This window comes from Phenylobacterium sp., assembly GCF_046290725.1.
GTDB lineage: Bacteria > Pseudomonadota > Alphaproteobacteria > Caulobacterales > Caulobacteraceae > Phenylobacterium.
In genome coordinates this window covers 2048183-2065497 of record NZ_JBKBUH010000001.1, presented here as the reverse complement: position 1 = coordinate 2065497, position 17315 = coordinate 2048183, and the positions used below count along the sequence as shown (strand labels likewise).

The following is a 17315-nucleotide window of genomic DNA, read 5'->3' as shown; positions in this document are numbered from 1 at the left end:
ATTAGGCTTTGCTGTTAGGCGGGGGTTAAGCGGGCGCGGTTAACGCTGCGGGCCATGCGCGCCGTCCTCGCCCTTGCTGCGGCCTTCTCGATGACCGCCCTGCCCGCTGCGGCGGCCGGCGACCGTTACGGCCCCGCGCCGCTCGCCTGGGCCGGCAAGCGCGCGCCCGAGATCGCGGCGCCCGAGGCGTCCACACCCGCCCGCCCTCAGCCGCTCGCCCTGGCTGGGACGTTCACCCGCGGGGCGCCTGAAGCGCCGGAGCCGGCGCGCCTCCCGCCGCCGCCCGGTCGCTATCGCCAACCTCTGCCCGAACCTGCGCCGTTCACGCCGCAGGTACCGCTGCCGCTCCGCACCGCCGCCGCGCCGGCTCCGGCGTCGGCGCCGACCCGAGCGCCCAGCCTCTACGATCCGCCGGCCTCTGCACCTCGGCCCGAAGCCGCAGCGCCGCAGCGCCTGGCCGCTGCGCCCATCTCCGCGCCCGCCGGCGTCGGCGGAGCCCCTCGACTTTATTCCGTCCACCGCGGCTACGGCCTGGAACCGGACGCCATCCCCGAAGGGGGCCGCGGCGGCTATGTGCTGATCGGCCCCTCCGACCTGGAGGCGCGCGCGCCCCAGACCGACGACTCCGACGCCGGCGTCGGCGCCTTCTGAAGAGCGGGAACCGCATGTCGCGCAGCAAGCTCCACGACCTGATCGAAATGGCGCGTGAGCCCTCCAGCGAGCGGCGGCGCGAGCTGCTGCGCGGGGTGACCGACCTGTTCTTCACCAGTGAAGACGCTCGGGGCGCCGGCGAGATGGAGCTGTTCGACGACGTCATGAGCCAGCTGGCGGGCGAGATGGAGGATGCCGTCCGCATCGAGCTGGCCGAGCGCATGGCGCAGGCGGAAGCCCCGCCCCGCAGCCTGCTGCGCGACCTGGCCCGCGATTCCTCCATCGCGGTGGCGCGTCCGGTGCTGGAAGGCTCCAGCGCTCTCACGGACGAGGACCTGCTCTCGGTCGCCCGCACCCGCGGCCAGGACCACTTGCGCGCCATCAGCCAGCGCCCGGTGGTCTCCGAAGCCGTTTCCGAGGCGATCGTCGAGCGTGGCGACCACCATACGGTGGGTCTGCTGCTGCAGAACGAAGGCGCCCAGCTCTCGCGGGAGACCCACGAGCTGGTGGTCGATCGCGCCGCCGAGACGCCCGTCTTTCACGCCGCCCTGGTGAAGCGCAAGGACCTGCCGGTCGACCTGCTGAACGAGATGTATTTCGTGGTCGAGGCCAAGCTGCGCGGCGAAATCCTGGCCCGCAACAACGAGCTCGACCCCGCGGCGCTGGACGCGGCCCTGGCCGCCGGCCGCAAGCAGTTGGCCGCCCGCGACGGGACCCTGCCTTCCGACTACGCCGCCGCCGAGGCCGAGGTGCGCGCCCTACGCCAGCGCGGGGCCATCACCCCGCCGGTCCTGGCCGGTTTCCTGCGCTCGCGTGAGACCACCAAGTTCCTGGTCGCCCTGGCGGAGCTGGCCGACATCGATTTCCACACCGCCCGCCGCATCCTCGAGCGGCGCGAACTGGACGCGCTCTCGATCGTCTGCAAGGCCGCGGGTTTCGAACGCTCGCTCTATCTGACCTTCGCCGTGCTGATCCTCGACCGCGAGGCCAACGCCATGGGTCGCGCCCGCGAATACGGCGAACTCTACGAGGCCCTGCCCATGGAGGCGGCCCAGCGCACGATCCGTTTCTGGCGCATGCGCCGCCGCACCGGCGACGTCGCGGCCGCTTAGGACGGGTCGGCTAAGGAGCCGGAAGCCGGTCCCTTTCGCCGAAGTCGTAGCGGATCGGGATCCTGACCTCGCCGCCGATGGTGGGCAGGCCTTCGTCGCTCCATGCGGCAAGCAGGAAATAGCGAGATAGGGCCAAGGCGGCTTCCCCAAATCCGTACCCCGCAGGGTCTTCGCTCACCGGCCGGCAATCCCCAACATGCCCTCCGATCAGCACGGTGCATGCAAGAACAGTGCGGGCTTGCGAAATGAGCGCCTTGTCGGCTGCTTCCGGAAAGCTCGCCGACAGTTGCTCGCCGGTAGGCAGCCTCAGCCATTGTGGTTTGCCGGCAACTGGGCGGGAGACGGGATCGAGCATTTCCGGCGTAAAGGCGAATTTCAGATCGACCCGCGCGCCCTGGATCGACGTCCCATCGGGCCAATGCGTAGGGCCTTTGAATAAGGGCGTCAGCGACCGCGCCGCAGCCGAAAAGCCCAGCGCCTTGGGATGTTCGGCGATGGTCGTGCAGGCCTTAACTCCGCCGTCCTGGCCGAAGGAGCAGCGGAGCGCGACCTGACCGCCAAGACCCTTTGCGCGAGCCCGCGGAGGATCGACCGCAGCGACATCTTCGTAGGAAGGTCCCGCGCTCCATCGAACACCGGTGGCCACCAGCGCCTTGGGATCTTGCCGCTGCGCCTTGATGCTTCGCCGCGGCGGCGAACCGTTGAAGTTCACTGGAATTCTGACGCCGTCATACACGACGGGCTTACCGTCCTTGAGGGCGGGCTTGAACGTCATTTGCGGGGTCAACGCGATCGCCGCCGCGCCAAAGCCAAGGTTGGCCGGCGACTCCGCCAGGACTTTGCAATCGAAGAGCGCTCCCTGAGCGCTCAGCTTGCAGTGAATCGTGGCCTTCCCTCCCACCCCCTTCTCAATGGCCGCCATCGGCCAAACGATGGCGAGATCGCTCGAACTCGGCCGCTTTAACCAGTCTGGATAGACATCAGGATCCGACACTATCTGGGCGTAAGCGGGTGTGGCGAGGATCGCCGCCGCGACCACAAGGCAAGTCCGCACGAGCCTCAACCTAAGGCGCTCCATCCGCCGGCTCCTCCGTCGGCTGCTCGTAGCGGATGGGGACGTTCACCGAGCCGCCGATGGTGGGTAGCCCCTCGGGGGTCCAGGTGCGCAAGCGGAAGCTCTGGGCCAGGTCCAGGGCCGCCGGCCCGAAACCGAGATCGGCTGGCTGTTCGCCCTGAACCGCGCAGTTGGTCAGGCGCCCGCCGTCGCCGACAATGCAGCCCAGCACCGCCCGCCCCTGTCGCACCCCCACGCTGGCGGCCGCGCGGGGATAGTTGGCGGCCACGGCCTCGCCGCTGGGCAGGGCCGCCCACTGGGGCTTGCCGATGACGCGCCGTTCGGGATCGAGCATGTCGGGCGAGAAGACGAAGACGAGCTGGGTGCTCACGCCGACCGTACGGCGCCCGTTCGGCAGGGTTTCGGGCCCGCGGAAATAGGGCGTCAGGCGGCGGGCCGCCTGGGCCAAGCCTAGGCCCGTAGGCTCCTCCGAAAGAACCGTGCAGCCGCCCAGGGCGCCCGCCCCTTTGAAGTTGCAGCTCAAGGTGACGCGACCGCCGGCGCCCGCCGCGCGGGCCTTCTCCGGATAGGCGGCGACGACTTGGTCGTAGGTCGGGGCCGCGGACCAGTCCACATTGCTCAGGTTCAGCGACCGCAGGTCGATGTCGCGATCGCCCGGCAGGTGCGTGCCCGTGGCCTTGTCAGGCTTGGGGAAGTCGATCGGGATGCGCACCCGGGTCAACACCGGCTGCCCGTTCCTGATCGCCGGCTTCACCTGGAACTGCGGGGTCAGCGCAAGCGCGGCGCGGCCGAATCCCACGTCCGGCGGGGTTTCGCTGTCGATCACGCAGTCGTACAACGCGCCCTGCAGGCTCACCGTGCAGGCGATGATCGCTCGCCCGCCGACACCCCGGCGGAGAGCCTCTTGCGGCCAGACGCTCAGCAGGTCGTTCGCCGTCGGCCTTTTGACCCAGTCGGCCGGTCGATCCGCTTCCTGCGCGCCCGCGCTTCCGGCCACAAGCAAGGCGGCCGACATGACTGCCGCCAGTTTCCCCTTCGACATAAGCCCTCCCTGGAACCCCGCGCCATGCTGGCACGGACGCGCCTGGGTTGTGAAGGCTTCAGATCGCCGGGCGGGGGGCGGCCTCTCCGGTCAGGCGGGCCAAGGCGTCAGCGGCGACAATCGAGAGGGAGCGCAGGCCCTGTTCGGCGAAGACGTCCAGCGCCGCGTTGAGGGCCACGGCTGCGGCCGCCCGCTCGCCCGTATCGCGGCCGGTGATGTCCAGCCGGGCTTCATAGATCCGGGCCAGGTTCACCTGGATCACCGCCCAGGCTGAAGGATCGCGCCGCGCCGGCAGGGCCGACAGCTCGATCTTGAAGGCGGCTTCGGCCGCATCCAGCACCGCCAGGTCGCCGGAAAGCTCGGCAGAACGGGCGAGGCACAGCGCGCGGTTCGAGGCGGCGACGGCGCGCAGGGCAAGCGCCGGCGTCTCCTTCAGCACATGGGCGGCGCGATCGTAGCAGGTGACCGCCTGTTCGTAGGCCCGCTCGCTGGCGCCGGCCTCGCCCAACGCCTGCAGGGCCTGAGCCAGCGACGCCTGAACCCGCGCCCAGTCCAGCGGGCTCTGGTCGCGCGCGAGTTCGCCCAGCACCTTGGCCAGAACGTCCACCGCCTGGGCCACCACCTCGATCTCGCCCGTGGTCTCGCCGAGCAGCGCCAGGGCCTGGCCGCGCAGGGCCTCCGCCCGCGCCCAGGTCAGCGGCTCGAAAGCGCCGTCCAGTCCTCCGGCCGCGCGGGCGGCGATGTCGAGGGCCATGCCCAGGAGATCGCGGTCGCGCAGGCGGGCACCCCAGCCCAGCAGCAGGTCGGCCTGGACCAGGCGCGCCTCCACCGCCAGCAGGCGCGCCGCTCGGCAGCGGCGCGTCAGGGCCTCAAGCCCGGCGATGGGCTGGACGAAACGGGCGGCGGACACGCGGGCGGCTTGGGCGTCGCCACTCGCCATGCGCTCGCGCGCCTCGGCGGCGGCCAGGCCGATCTCAGCCAACGGCAGGGCAAGGCCCCCGCGCGCGGCGGATCGCGCGTCGCGGAAGGCGACCTCGGCGGCGGCGTTCAGGCCGTCCTCGCCGAACAGCTCGGCGCCGAGCATGGCGCAGAAGGCCTGTTCGCAGCGGGCGCGGGCCCAGCCGTCGGGCCGCCGGTCGCGCCCGAAGGCCTCGGCGGCGGCTTCCGCGGTGGCGGCGGCCTTGCGCAGGGCTGCGGCGTCGCCCGAGCGGCGGGCCACCTCACGCCAGACGATGGCGGCCTCGAGCCGCCGCTGGGCCTTGTCGCGGGCGCTGACGCGGCCCGCGGCCACGTCGGCGGCCCTGGCTTCCTGATGCAGCAGGCGAAGGTCGAGCAGCTCCAGCAGGGTTGCGTCCCCGCCGGTCAAGCCGTCTCGCGGCGCGCGCGCCACGTCCTGGCCGAACAGGCGCTTCAGCTCTCGACCGAACTCGAACATCCAACGGCTCCGCTCGCCCGGCGGCGTTCCAACACGGGACGCCCCTGCGGGGTTCGAACGGACCCGAGCAAAGCCGGAGCCGACTTCTTTAACAAGTGGTTAACGAGCCGATTATGGTTAACGAAAGCTGAATAAATCGTGTAGTCCGTTAACGGCGAACCGGCCCGCTTCTTGCTTAACGGCGCCTAGAGCCGCTCCTTGGAGCGCAGGAACGTCACCTTCGGATAGCGTTCGCCCACATAGCCGATCTCCCACGCAGTCTTGGCCAGGAAGACGGGCTGTTCGTCGATGTCCGTCGCCATCGCGCTCTTGTGCTTGTTGGAGAAGTCTTCGACGTCGGCCTTTTCGCCGGAGAGCCAGCGAGCCTCCGCATAGGGCGCCGGCTCGAACAGCACCTCCAGCTGGTATTCGTTGGCCAGGCGGTCGGCCATCACCTCGAACTGCAGCTGGCCGACGGCGCCGACGATGAAGTCGGCGCCGATCACCGGCCGGAACAGTTGGGTCACCCCCTCCTCGGCCAGGCCTTCCAGCGCCTTCTTCAGGTGCTTGGCCTTGAGCGGGTCCTTAACCCGCACGCGCTGCAGGATTTCGGGGGCGAAGTTCGGCAGGCCCGAGAAGCGCACGCTCCCGCTTTCCGACAGGCTGTCGCCCACCCGCAGCACCCCGTGGTTGGGGATGCCGATGACGTCGCCCGCGAAGGCCTCCTCCGCCAGTTCCCGGTCGGAGGCGAAGAACATGATCGGCGCGTTGACCGAGAGTTGGCGGCCGGTGTTCTGCACCTTCAGCTTCATGCCCCGCTGGAACTTGCCCGAGGTCAGCCGCAGGAAGGCGATGCGGTCGCGGTGGTTCGGGTCCATGTTCGCCTGGACCTTGAAGACGAACCCGCTCACCTCGGGGTCGCCGGGCGCCACGTGGGTGGGCTCGCCGTGCCTGATCGCCGAGACGATCTTCGGCGGCGGCGCATAGGCGCCCAGGCCCTCCAGCAGCTGGTCGACACCGAAGTGGCGCAGGGCCGAGCCGAAGAAGACCGGCGTCATGTGGCCCTCCAGGAAAGCCTGCGGATCGAAAGGCTTGGACGCCTCCTGGATCAGCATCGCGCCCTCTTCCAGTTCCGCCTGCTCCTCGGGATCCAGGTAGGAGACGACGGCGTTGCCGCGGAAGGCGACGGGCGCGGGATGCCCCTCGTCGCTGTCGGAGCCGCGCTTGGCGAACGGCACGAACTTCTCATGGCGCAGGTCCAACATGCCCTTGAACCGGCCGCCCGAGCCCGCCGGCCAGAACAGCGGGGCCGGGTCCAGCGCCAGCTTGCCGGCGATCTCGTCCAACAGCTCGATGGGATCCTGCGCCTCCCGGTCCATCTTGTTGATGAAGGTGACGATGGGGATGTCGCGCAGGCGGCAGACCTCGAACAGCTTCAGCGTCTGAGGCTCGATGCCCTTGGCCGCGTCCAGCACCATCACCGCGGCGTCGGCGGCGGTCAGGGTCCGGTAGGTGTCCTCCGAGAAGTCCTCGTGGCCCGGAGTGTCCAGCAGGTTGAACATCAGGCCGTCGTGGTCGAAGGTCATCACCGAGGCCGAGACCGAGATCCCGCGCTCGCGCTCGATCTTCATCCAGTCCGACCGCGTGCGGCGGTTCTCGCCCCGGGCGCGGACGGCCCCGGCCGCCCGGATCGCGCCGCCCGCCAGCAGCAGGTTCTCGGTCAAGGTGGTCTTGCCGGCGTCCGGGTGGGAAATGATCGCGAAGGTGCGCCGGCGTGCGGCCTCGGCGGCAGGGGAAGTGCTCATGCGCCGGCTGGTAGCGCAGCCCGCCCCGCCGCGCCAGGGCTGCGAGCGCGCCGGAACGGCGCCGGGACTTCCCCTCCCGGCGCCCGCCACCGGCCGACGATGGACGGCTCGGCGGCGCGGTGCACACGCGGGGAGGTCCGCCGCGCCGTCGAGCCCTATCACGCTAAGCCCTGGCAGGATGGCGTCACATGACCTTGGGCCGCCGCCGGCGCCTCGCGCGTCAACCGCCGAATTGATCCATGTCATTCTTCCCCTGCGGCGGAGCTTCCTAGGTTGTGCGCGCCAGGAGGTGATGATGCGCGTACGCCGGCCCCGGAGATCCGCCCCGCCGGATCTCGCCGCCTTGAGGACCCGCGCCCTGGCCGAGGCCCTGTTCCGCCTTCGGGCGCCGGCCGAGATCGTGCTGACCGCTGCCCTGCGCCGGATCGCCCGTCGCAACGGCGCGGTCTTCGAGCGACTGGGCCCTTATCGCAACTCCGGCTTCGTCATTGCGCCCAGCGACCTGCCGGTGGCCTTCCGCCTGACGCCGAGCGGCGCCGACGGTCGCATCGCCGTGGTGCGGCCCGCCGATCCCGGCCCCTTCGCGGCGCGCATCTGTGGCCCGCTGCTCGACCTGCTCGACCTGTTCGACGGCTCTCTGGACGCCGACGCCGCCTTCTTCAGCCGCACCCTGCTGGTCGAGGGCGACACCGCCGCCGTCGTCGCCCTGCACAACGCGCTGGAGGCGGCCGATCTCGGCCTCGTCGACCTTCTCGGCCTGCCAGTCGGCCGGGGCGCGGCGGAGGCAGCGCTCTCGCGCCTGGCCCGCGCCGCCCGCCGCCACGCCGCGGCGCGGGGCTGACGCCATGGGATCGGTCGAACTCGTCTGTCCCGCCGGATCGCCGGCCATGCTGAAGGCCGCCGTCGAGGCCGGCGCCGACAGCGTCTATTGCGGCCTGCGCGACGAGACCAATGCGCGGAACTTCCCCGGCCTGAATTTCGACGCCCGGGAACTCGCCGACGCGGTCGCCTGGGCGCACGGCCGCGGCGCCAAGGTGCTGACCGCGATCAACACCTTCGCCCGCGCCGGCGAGACCGACGCGTGGCGCCGCGCGGTCGACACGGCGGCGGAGGCCGGCGCCGACGCGGTGATCGCCGCCGACCTGGCGGTGCTGGCCTATGTCCGCGACAACCACCCCGGCCTTCGCCCGCACCTCTCGGTCCAGGCGGCCGCCAACTCGCCGGACTCCATCGCCTATTACGCACAGCGCTACGGCGTGCGGCGGGTGGTGCTGCCGCGCGTGCTTTCCGCGCCGGAGGTGGCGGCCCTGGCCAAGCAGGTTCCGGTGGAGATCGAGGCCTTCGTGTTCGGCGGGCTGTGCGTCATGGCCGAGGGGCGCTGCGCCCTCTCCTCCTACGTCACCGGCCGCTCGCCCAACCTGTCGGGGGTCTGCTCCCCGCCCGAGGCGGTCGCCTTCGACCGCACGGGCGAGGCCCTGGTCCCCCGGCTCGCCGGCTTCGCCATGGACCGGCTCGAGCCTGGCGAACCGGTCGGCTACCCCACCCTCTGCAAGGGCCGCTTCGCCGCCGACGGGACCGCCTCCTATCTGTTCGAGGAACCGGTCAGCCTCAACGCCATGAGCCTGCTGGCCGCCCTCCGCGACGCAGGCGTCAAGGCCGTGAAGATCGAGGGCCGTCAGCGGGGCAAGGCCTATGTGGCCCGGGTCGCCGCCGCCTTCCGCGAAGCCATCGACGCGCTCGATCGCGGCGAAGGGATCGAGGAGCTCGAAGGCCGCCTCTCCGATCTGGCCGAGGGAGGGCGCGAGACCTCCGGCGCCTATCGGAAGACCTGGCGATGAGCGGGCGCATGGAAGTCGTCCTCGGACCGCTGCTCTTCAACTGGCCGGCGGCCCGGGTCGCGGACTTCTACGCCCGCATCGCCGAAGAGACGCCGGTCGATCGCGTGCATCTGGGCGAAGTGGTCTGCGGCAAGCGCGCGCCGCTGCTCGAGCCGACGCTGGTCGAGGCCGCCGAGCGGCTGGCGCGGGCCGGAAAGGCGGTGGTCTGGTCCACGCCCGCCCTGCCCGCCACCCCGCGCGAGCGGAAGGCCGCGCGCGAGCTCGCAGCCGCCTTCGACCTGGTGGAGATCAACGACGTCTGCGCCCTGGTCGACCTGCCGGCCGAGACGCGTTTCGTCGCCGGGCCGCTCCTCAACGTCTACAACGAGGCCGCCGCCGGAGAACTGGTCGCCCAGGGCTGCGTGCGGCTCTGCGCCAATGTGGAGCTGCCGCTCTCGGCGGTCGCGGCCATCGCCCAAGCCCATCCGGCGCTGGAGATCGAGATCTTCGCCTTCGGCCGGCTGCCGCTCGCCCTCTCCGGCCGCTGCTATCACGCCCGCGCGCACGGCCTGCACAAGGATTCCTGCCGCTATGTCTGCGACCGCGACCCCGACGGCATGGCGGTGCAGACCCTGGAAGGCGCGCCCTTCCTGGCGGTGAACGGCATCCAGACCCTCTCGCACGGGGTCCAGGCCGCGGCCCGGCCCGTGACCGAACTGCGCGCGGCCGGCGTGCGCGCCCTGCGGCTCTCGCCGCACGCCTGCGACATGGGGCGGGTGATCGGCGCCTATCGCCGGTTCGCCGACGAGGCCATCGCGCCCACCGAACTGCTCGCCGAGATCCGCGCCGCCGGGCCGCCGGCCGAGCTGATCGACGGCTATCTGCGCGGCCAGCCCGGCCTTCTTCCGGCGGCCTGAGCCGTGGCGGGGACCTCCTTCGATGTCCTGATCCTCGGTGGCGGGATCGCCGGGGCGACGCTGGCCGCCTATCTGGCGCCGCGCCTGCGGGTGGCCGTGCTGGAGCGCGAGCCGGCGCTCGGCTACCACGCCACCGGGCGCTCGGCGGCCATGTTCCTGCCCTCCTACGCCGGACCGGCTGTCCGCCCGCTCACCGCCGCCAGCCGCCGGTTCCTGGCCTCGCCGCCGCGGGGGTTCGGCGGAAGCCTGCTGACGCCTCGGGCCGCGATCTGGACAAGCGCCGAGGCCGTGTCGCCCGACCTTTGCGACCGCCCGGGCTTGCGTCCCCTGGAGTCCGGCGAAGCCCGCCGCCGGGTCCCGATCCTTCGCGCGGAAGCGGCCCGCCAGGCATGGCTCGAGACCGACGCCGCCGACATCGACGCGGCGCGCCTGCATATGGGCCTGCTCCGCCTGGCGCGGGAGGCGGGCGGCGCGGTCCATGCCGGCCTGGATGAGCTCGCCGTCCGGCGAAAGGGACGCCTCTGGCGCGTCCGCGCCGCCGAAGCCGCTTTCGAGGCGCCGATCCTGGTCGACGCCGCCGGCGCCTGGGCCGACGAGGCGGCGCAGGCCGCGGGCGCCGCGCCGCTCGGCCTGCGCCCCCTCCAGCGCACGGTGGTGCTGGTCGATCCGCCGACCGCGCCCGACTTCCTGCGCTGGCCCACGGTGAAGGCGCTGGACGACAGCTTCTATTTCCGGCCGTTCGCCGGCCGGCTGCTGGCCACCCCCTGCGACGAGATCCCGGCGCAGCCCCACGATGCTCAGCCGAGCCTGCTGGACGTCGCCCGCGCCGTCCAGCGCCTGGCCCAGGCCGCCGACCACCCGGTCCGTCACGTCCGCCATCGCTGGGCTGGCCTGCGCACCTTCGCGCCGGACCGGGCGCCGGTCTTCGGCTGGGCGAATGACGCGGCGGGCTTCTTCTGGCTGGCGGGCCTTGGCGGATTCGGCATCCAGACCGCCCCGGCGGTGGGGCGCCTCGCGGCGGCCCTCCTGCTGGGCGATCCCCTGCCCTCTGAGCTTGCGGACTTCGGGATCGACCCCCAGGCCTATGCGCCATCGCGGTTCGCCCGCGCAGAGCGCGCCCGGCCCTAAAGCCCTAGGACCATCTTGGCCATGATGTTGTGCTGGATCTCGTTTGAGCCGGCGTAAATCGAGGTCTTGCGGTAGTTGAAGTAATGCGGCGCCACGGTGGCTGCGTAGTCGGGGCCGGCGCGCGGGGTGTTGGTGCGGCCCTCGATCTCGGCCCAGGTGTCCTGGACGAAGGGTTGGGCGTAGATTCCCGCCGCTTCGAGGGCGAGCTCCGTGACCGCCTGCTGGGCCTGGGAGCCCTCGAGCTTCAACATGGAGGAGGAAGCCCCCATGGCCTCGCCCGCCGTCCGCGCCGCAAACATCCGAAGCTCGGTGGCGTTCAGCGCCTCCACCTTGATCTGCAGTTCGGACAGCTTCTTGCGGAAGTCGGGATCGTCCATCATCCGCCGCCCGCCGTCGGAGGGCTCCACCGAGGCAATCTTCTTCACCTTGGCCAGCATGTTGGTGAGGCCCGGCGCATAGGCGTTGCCGCGTTCGAACTGCAGCAGGTACTTGGCGCAGGTCCAGCCCTCGCCTTCCTTGCCCACCAGGTTGGCCACCGGCACGCGGACGTTCTCGAAGAAGACCTGGTTGATCTCCTGCTCGCCCTCCGCGGGACCGTCCAGGGTCGGCAGGGGCACGATGGTGATCCCCGGCGTCTTCATGTCCAGCAGCAGGAAGCTGATGCCCTTCTGCCGGATCTCCTCATTGGAGGTGCGCACCAGGCAGAACATCCAGTCGGCCCACTGGGCGTAGGTGGTCCAGATCTTCGATCCGTTCAGCACGTAGTGGTCGCCGTCGCGCTCGGCCTTCAGAGAGAGCGAGGCGAGATCGGAGCCTGCGCCCGGCTCCGAATAGCCCTGGCACCACCAGATGTCGGTGGCGAGGATCTTCGGCAGGTGTTCCTTCTTCTGCGCGTCGGTGCCGAAGGCCATGATCACCGGCGCGCACATGCGCAGGCCCATGGTCTGGGTGGAGGGCGCGCCGGCCAGGGCCATCTCCATCTCGAAGATGTACTTCTGGGCCGGCGTCCAGCCTGTTCCGCCGTACTCCACGGGCCAGTCGGGGGCGATCCAGCCCTTCTCGTGCAGCCGCTTCAGCCAGCGGACCTGGCCTTGCTTGTTGATGTGGCCGTTCTTCGACTGGGCCATGTGGGCCCGCATGTCGTCGTCATAGGCCGTGGCGATGAAGGCGCGGACCTCGTCGCGGAAGGCGAGGTCTTCCTGGGAAAAGTCGAGGTCCATGGCCGCTCACCCCACCGCGTCGAGGTATTCGATCTCGGGCCGCCCGGCCATGCAAGGGCCCATCTTGGCGCCGGCGGCCTTGAAGTAGTCGGTCTGGCCGTGCGCGGAGAGCGCGTCCTGGTCCTTGTAGAGCTCCAACACCTTGTAGACGCCCGGCTCCGTGCGGCTCTTGGTGAGCTGGTACATCAGGTTGCCCGGCTCGTTGGCGCGGACCTTCTGGGCGAGATCGGTAAAGATCGCCTCGAACTCCGCCGCCTTGGCTTCCTGCACCTTCAAGGTCGCGACCACGCCGATCATGCCGTCCTCCCAACAACTGTTTGAAGGAACGGTAGAGGCCCAGGTTATCGTCGGCAAGTCGGGATGTGGGGCGCTAGGCCGGCTCGTAGTTCAGGATCGGGGCCAGCCAGCGTTCGGCGGTCTTGAGGTCCCAGCCCTTGCGCCGCGCATAGTCCTCCACCTGGTCGCGCTCGATGCGGCCGACGCCGAAATAGTGCGCCTCCGGATGGGCGAAGTAGAGGCCCGAGACGCTGGCCGGCGGGTTCATGGCGAAGCTCTCGGTCAGGGCCATCCCGGCCTGCCGCTCGGCGTCCAGCAGCTTGAAGAGCGTGGCTTTTTCCGTGTGGTCCGGCTGGGCCGGGTAGCCCGGCGCCGGGCGGATGCCGCGATACTTCTCCGCGATCAGGGCCTCGATGTCGAACGGCTCGTCGGGCGCATAGCCCCAGAGCTCGGTGCGCACCTTGCGGTGCATGGCCTCGGCGAAGGCTTCGGCGAGGCGGTCGGCCAGCGCCGTGGCCAGGATCGCCGAATAGTCGTCGCCGGCCTCCTTGAACTTCCGCGCGACCTCAAGTTCGCCATGGCCGGCCGTGACGGCGAAGCCGCCGATCCAGTCGAGGCGCGTTCCCTCGGGCGCGATGAAGTCGGCCAGGGCCACATTGGCCCGCCCGCCTTCAGTCTTCGGCATCTGCTGGCGCAGGGTGTGCAGGCGGGCGAGCTCCGTCTCGCGGGCCTCGTCCGCATAGAGCACGATGTCGTCGCCGACGCTCTGGGCCGGCCAGAAGCCGACCACTCCGCGCGCCTCGAACCACTTCTCGGCGATGATCTTTTCCAGCATCGCCTGGGCGTCGCGGTAGAGGTCGCGCGCCGCCTCTCCCACCACCTCATCCTCGAGGATCTGGGGGAAGCGCCCGACCAGCTCCCAGGAGGCGAAGAACGGCGACCAGTCGATGTGGCGCGCGAGTTCGGCGAGATCGTAGGCGACGAAGCTGCGGGTCCCGGTGAAGCTCGGCCGCGGCGGCTCGTAGGCGGTCCAGTCGGGGGTGAAGGCGTTGTCGCGCGCCTCCTTGAGGCTGGCCCGGGCGCGGGCGCCCTGGCCCCGCGCATACTGCTCGCGCACGCGGGCGTAGTCGGCGCGGGTCTCGGCCTGGATGCGCGTCCGCTCCTCCTTCGAAAGCAGGCCCGAGACCACGCCCACGGCGCGGCTGGCGTCCAGCACATAGGTGGTCGATCCCGCCTTGTAGGCCGGCTCGATCTTCACCGCCGTATGGGTCTTGGAGGTGGTGGCGCCGCCGATCAGCAGCGGGATGTCGAAGCCGCGCCGCTCCATCTCGCCCGCCACGAACACCATCTCGTCCAGGCTGGGCGTGATCAGGCCCGACAGGCCGACAATGTCGACCTTGTGCTTTTCCGCCTCGTCCAGGATGCGGTCAGCCGGGACCATGACGCCCAGGTCGATGACCTCGTAGTTGTTGCACTGCAGGACCACGCCGACGATGTTCTTGCCGATGTCGTGGACGTCGCCCTTGACCGTGGCCATCAGGATCTTGCCGGCGGCCTCCCGCGGCTGGCCTTCCTTCTCGGCCTCCATAAACGGCATCAGATAAGCCACGGCCTGCTTCATCACCCGGGCGGACTTCACCACCTGGGGCAGGAACATCTTGCCCGAACCGAACAGGTCGCCGACCACGTTCATCCCGTCCATCAGCGGGCCTTCGATCACGTGCAGCGGCCGCTCGGCGGCGGCCCTCGCCTCTTCCGTGTCGGCCTCGATGAAGTCGGTGATCCCATGAACCAGGGCATGTGCCAGCCGCTGGGCCACCGGCGCCTCGCGCCAGGCGAGGTCGACGACCTTGGCCTTGCCCTTCTCGCCCTTGTACTTGGGCGCAAGATCGACCAGCCGCTCGGTGTTCGAGACGTTTGTCCGCTGCGGCCGGTTGAGGATCACGTCCTCCACCGCTTCGCGCAGCTCGGCGTCGATCTCGTCATATACCGGCAGGTCGCCGGCGTTGACGATGCCCATGTCCATGCCCGCGGCGATGGCGTGATAGAGGAACACCGAGTGGATCGCCCGGCGCACGGGCTCGTTGCCGCGGAAGCTGAACGAGACGTTCGAGACACCGCCGGACACCCGGGCGTGCGGCAGCTTCGCCTTGATCCGCCGCGTCGCCTCGATGAAGTCGACGGCGTAGTTGTCGTGCTCCTCGATCCCCGTCGCCACGGCGAAGATGTTGGGGTCGAAGATGATATCCTCGGGCGGGAAGCCCACCTCGTCCACCAGTATCCGATAGGCGCGCTCGCAGATCTCCACCTTGCGGTCGGCGGTGTCGGCCTGGCCCACCTCGTCGAAAGCCATGACCACCACGGCCGCGCCGTAGCGCAGGCAGGCTTTCGCCTGCTCGACGAACTTCGCCTCGCCTTCCTTCAGGGAGATGGAATTGACGATCGCCTTGCCCTGCACGCACTGCAGGCCGGCCTCGATCACCTCCCACTTGGAGGAATCGATCATCACCGGGACCCGGGCGATGTCCGGCTCGGCGGCCATCAGGTTGAGGAAGGTCCGCATGGCCGCGACTGAATCCAGCAGACCCTCGTCCATGTTCACGTCGATGACCTGGGCGCCGGCCTCGACCTGCTGACGGGCGACGGACAGGGCTTCGGCGTAAGCGCCTTCGGCGATCAGCTTCCGGAATTTGGCCGAACCCGTGACATTGGTCCGCTCGCCGATATTGATGAAGACGGGTCTCATGGGGTCTCCGCCGCACGCGCTTGCGCCAGCGCGATCTGGCCTTCGAGGAAGTCGACGAACTCGATCCCTTGGGCGGCCAGCGCCTTGGGATAGAGCGAGGCCTTGGTCAGGCCCGGCAGGGTGTTGATCTCCAGGAACACCACGCCATCGCCCGTGACGATGAAGTCCGAACGGGAATAGCCCCGCGCGCCGACCGCGCGATGCGCCTTCAGGGCGGCGTCCTGCAGGGCGGCGTTGATCGGCGGCGCGAAGGTGGCCGGGCAGATCTCCTGGGTGGCGGCGGCCAGATACTTGCTCTTGTAGTCGAACGCGCCCTCCGCGGGGCGGATCTCCACCGGCGGCAAAGCGACCAGCGAGCCGTCCGCCCGCTCCAGCACGCCGCAGGTCGCCTCCGCCCCGGCGATGAAGGGTTCGACCAGATAGGCCTCGCGCTCGGCGGCCTTGGCCAGGGTCTCAAGATCCGCCGCCGAACTCACGAAGATCAGGCCGTAGCTGGAGCCTTCCGCCACGGGCTTGGCCACCAGTCGGCCGTAGCGGGCCAGCCCCTCGGCCGCCGTCTCGACGGAGACCGTGCCGGGCGCCTTCACCCCCGCCTCGGCAACCGCGGCTTTCGTCGCCGCCTTGTCGAAGGCCAGCCGGCTCGCGGCCGCGCCGGAGCCGGTGAAGGCGACGCCGCGCACCTCGCACAGAACGCCCAGGTCGCCGTTCTCCGCGGCGCCGCCGTGCAGGGCCAGCACCAGGACCCGCCGCTCGGCCGCGGCGCGGTCCAGAGCGGCCTCGATGGAGCCGATCGGCGCGCCCGTCGCCGGGAAATCGATCTCGAACGGCCGCTGGTGCGCCGCCAGGGCGGCCGCGTCGGCCGCATGCACCTGGCCGCCCGGCGCCCAGTACCAGAGCTCGGCCTCCGGCAGGGCGGCCGAGAGCGCCTGGGCGCTGGCGACGGAGACCAGACGCTCGCGGTTCACCCCGCCGAACAGGATTGTCCTACGCATCACGCCAGCTCGAACGGCTCCAGCCCGGCCAGCCGCATGGCGCGCGGCCGTTCCGGGATTTGACGGGGCCTCACGCCCTTCACCGCTTCAGCGACGTGCCGGATGTGGTCCGGAGTGGTGCCGCAGCAGCCGCCCAGGATGTTGACCAGGCCGTGTTCGGCCCATTCGTGCAGCTGATGGCCGGTCTCGTGCGGCTGCTCGTCGTACTCGCCCATGGCGTTGGGCAGGCCGGCGTTCGGGTAGGCCGAGACCAGCGTATCGGCCACGCGTGCGAGTTCGGCGATGTGCGGCCGCATCAGCTCTGCGCCCAGGGCGCAGTTCAGGCCGATGGCGAACGGCTTGGCGTGCTTCACCGAGTTCCAGAACGCCTCGACGGTCTGGCCCGACAGGGTGCGGCCCGACCGGTCGGTGATCGTGCCAGAAATCCAGATCGGCAAAGGCTCGTAGCCCTCATCCTCCAGGTCCAGGATCGCCTTGATCGCGGCCTTGCAGTTGAGCGTGTCGGTGATGGTCTCGATCAGGAACAGGTCCACGCCGCCCTCGTGCAGGGCGATCATCTGCTCGCGATAGGCCAGGTAGACTTCCTCGAAGGTGACCAGGCGCGCGCCGGGATCGTTCACGTCGGAAGACATGGACAGCATCTTGTTCAGCGGCCCGACCGAGCCGGCCACGAACCGCGGCTTGTGCGGCTCCTTCTCGGTCCAGCGGTCGGCCACCTCCCGGGCGATCCTGGCGCCCTGGAAGTTGATGTCACGGACGGCGTGACCGCACTCGTACTCGGCCTGGGCGATCGTGGTGGCCGAGAAGGTGTTGGTCTCGGAGATGTCGGCGCCCGCCGCATAATACTGGTCGTGCAGGTCGGCGATGATGTCGGGCCGCGTCACACAGAGCAGGTCGTTGTTGCCCTTCAGCTCGGCGCCCACGTCCTTGAAGGCTTCGCCGCGATAATCGGCTTCCGCCAAGCCCAGCTTCTGAATCATGACGCCCCAGGCGCCGTCCAGGATCAGGATGCGCTCCCTGGCCGCCGCCTTGAGGGCGGCGATGCGTTCTTGCCGGGTCATGACAGGAACTCCCTGCTGAACTCTGACGCCTCCCGGTTTGAGGGACGTCTGAAGAAGAG

The 17315-nt window shown here is 70.3% G+C and carries 15 protein-coding genes; 6 read left to right on the top strand and 9 right to left on the bottom strand.

From position 1 onward, the window contains the following. Positions 1 to 54 precede the first annotated feature (54 nt). Both ACK41C_RS10740 and ACK41C_RS10735 read left to right on the top strand, forming a co-directional pair. The gene (locus tag ACK41C_RS10740; RefSeq protein ID WP_409653628.1) at positions 55 to 651 is read left to right on the top strand and encodes a hypothetical protein; all 597 of its coding nucleotides are present in this window, start codon (positions 55 to 57) and stop codon (positions 649 to 651) included. Between the two features lie 14 nt (positions 652 to 665). Continuing rightward, complete coding sequence (locus ACK41C_RS10735) at positions 666 to 1763, top strand: DUF2336 domain-containing protein (RefSeq protein WP_409653626.1); 1098 nt, start codon at positions 666 to 668, stop codon at positions 1761 to 1763. A gap of 10 nt (positions 1764 to 1773) precedes the next feature. Here the strand turns inward: ACK41C_RS10735 and ACK41C_RS10730 are convergent, their stop codons facing one another. From ACK41C_RS10730 to ACK41C_RS10715, 4 genes are all read right to left on the bottom strand, one after another. After that, positions 1774 to 2841, bottom strand: a complete 1068-nt coding sequence (locus tag ACK41C_RS10730) for an energy transducer TonB (RefSeq protein ID WP_409653623.1) — start codon at positions 2839 to 2841, stop codon at positions 1774 to 1776. After that, entirely contained in the window at positions 2828 to 3853 is a 1026-nt protein-coding gene (locus ACK41C_RS10725; protein WP_409653620.1) for a TonB family protein, read from the bottom strand. Before ACK41C_RS10725 ends, ACK41C_RS10730 begins: the two co-directional genes overlap by 14 nt. An 85-nt stretch (positions 3854 to 3938) precedes the next feature. Continuing rightward, on the bottom strand, positions 3939 to 5315 hold the full coding sequence (locus tag ACK41C_RS10720; RefSeq protein ID WP_409653616.1) for a hypothetical protein: 1377 nt from the start codon (positions 5313 to 5315) through the stop codon (positions 3939 to 3941). Between the two features lie 185 nt (positions 5316 to 5500). Then, positions 5501 to 7099: a peptide chain release factor 3 gene (locus tag ACK41C_RS10715; RefSeq protein ID WP_409653613.1), complete on the bottom strand. Its 1599-nt coding sequence runs from the start codon at positions 7097 to 7099 to the stop codon at positions 5501 to 5503. Between the two features lie 292 nt (positions 7100 to 7391). Here ACK41C_RS10715 and ACK41C_RS10710 point away from each other — a divergent pair, with 292 nt between their 5' ends. Genes ACK41C_RS10710 through ACK41C_RS10695 form a run of 4 tightly spaced genes read left to right on the top strand, consistent with a single transcriptional unit; the run spans position 7392 to position 10961 of the window. Further along, positions 7392 to 7940 carry an SCP2 sterol-binding domain-containing protein gene (locus ACK41C_RS10710; RefSeq protein ID WP_409653611.1) on the top strand — a complete coding sequence of 183 codons (549 nt, stop codon included), beginning with the start codon at positions 7392 to 7394 and terminating at the stop codon, positions 7938 to 7940. 4 nt (positions 7941 to 7944) lie between these two features. Further along, complete coding sequence (locus ACK41C_RS10705) at positions 7945 to 8937, top strand: peptidase U32 family protein (RefSeq protein WP_409653608.1); 993 nt, start codon at positions 7945 to 7947, stop codon at positions 8935 to 8937. A gap of 8 nt (positions 8938 to 8945) precedes the next feature. Next, positions 8946 to 9833, top strand: a complete 888-nt coding sequence (locus ACK41C_RS10700; RefSeq protein WP_409653606.1) for a U32 family peptidase — start codon at positions 8946 to 8948, stop codon at positions 9831 to 9833. Positions 9834 to 9836: 3 nt separating this feature from the next. Continuing rightward, positions 9837 to 10961 carry an NAD(P)/FAD-dependent oxidoreductase gene (locus tag ACK41C_RS10695; protein ID WP_409653604.1) on the top strand — a complete coding sequence of 375 codons (1125 nt, stop codon included), beginning with the start codon at positions 9837 to 9839 and terminating at the stop codon, positions 10959 to 10961. On the opposite strand, the gene ACK41C_RS10690 is transcribed toward ACK41C_RS10695, so the two are convergent. The 5 genes from ACK41C_RS10690 to ACK41C_RS10670 form a co-directional block, all read right to left on the bottom strand. Next, positions 10958 to 12181 (bottom strand): acyl-CoA dehydrogenase family protein, encoded by a 1224-nt coding sequence (locus ACK41C_RS10690; protein ID WP_409653601.1) that lies wholly within the window; start codon positions 12179 to 12181, stop codon positions 10958 to 10960. The two genes, ACK41C_RS10695 and ACK41C_RS10690, sit on opposite strands and share 4 nt — an antisense overlap. 6 nt (positions 12182 to 12187) lie before the next feature. After that, a complete protein-coding gene (locus tag ACK41C_RS10685) occupies positions 12188 to 12478 on the bottom strand; it encodes a putative quinol monooxygenase (protein ID WP_409653598.1) in 291 nt (96 codons plus the stop codon). A 73-nt stretch (positions 12479 to 12551) separates the two neighbouring features. Next, entirely contained in the window at positions 12552 to 15203 is a 2652-nt protein-coding gene (gene metH, locus ACK41C_RS10680; protein WP_409653596.1) for a methionine synthase, read from the bottom strand. Continuing rightward, positions 15200 to 16195: an ATP-grasp domain-containing protein gene (locus ACK41C_RS10675; protein WP_409653592.1), complete on the bottom strand. Its 996-nt coding sequence runs from the start codon at positions 16193 to 16195 to the stop codon at positions 15200 to 15202. Before ACK41C_RS10675 ends, metH begins: the two co-directional genes overlap by 4 nt. Further along, on the bottom strand, positions 16195 to 17256 hold the full coding sequence (locus ACK41C_RS10670) for a homocysteine S-methyltransferase family protein (protein WP_409653589.1): 1062 nt from the start codon (positions 17254 to 17256) through the stop codon (positions 16195 to 16197). The genes ACK41C_RS10675 and ACK41C_RS10670 overlap by 1 nt, the downstream gene beginning before the upstream one ends. Between the last annotated feature and the right edge of the window lie 59 nt (positions 17257 to 17315).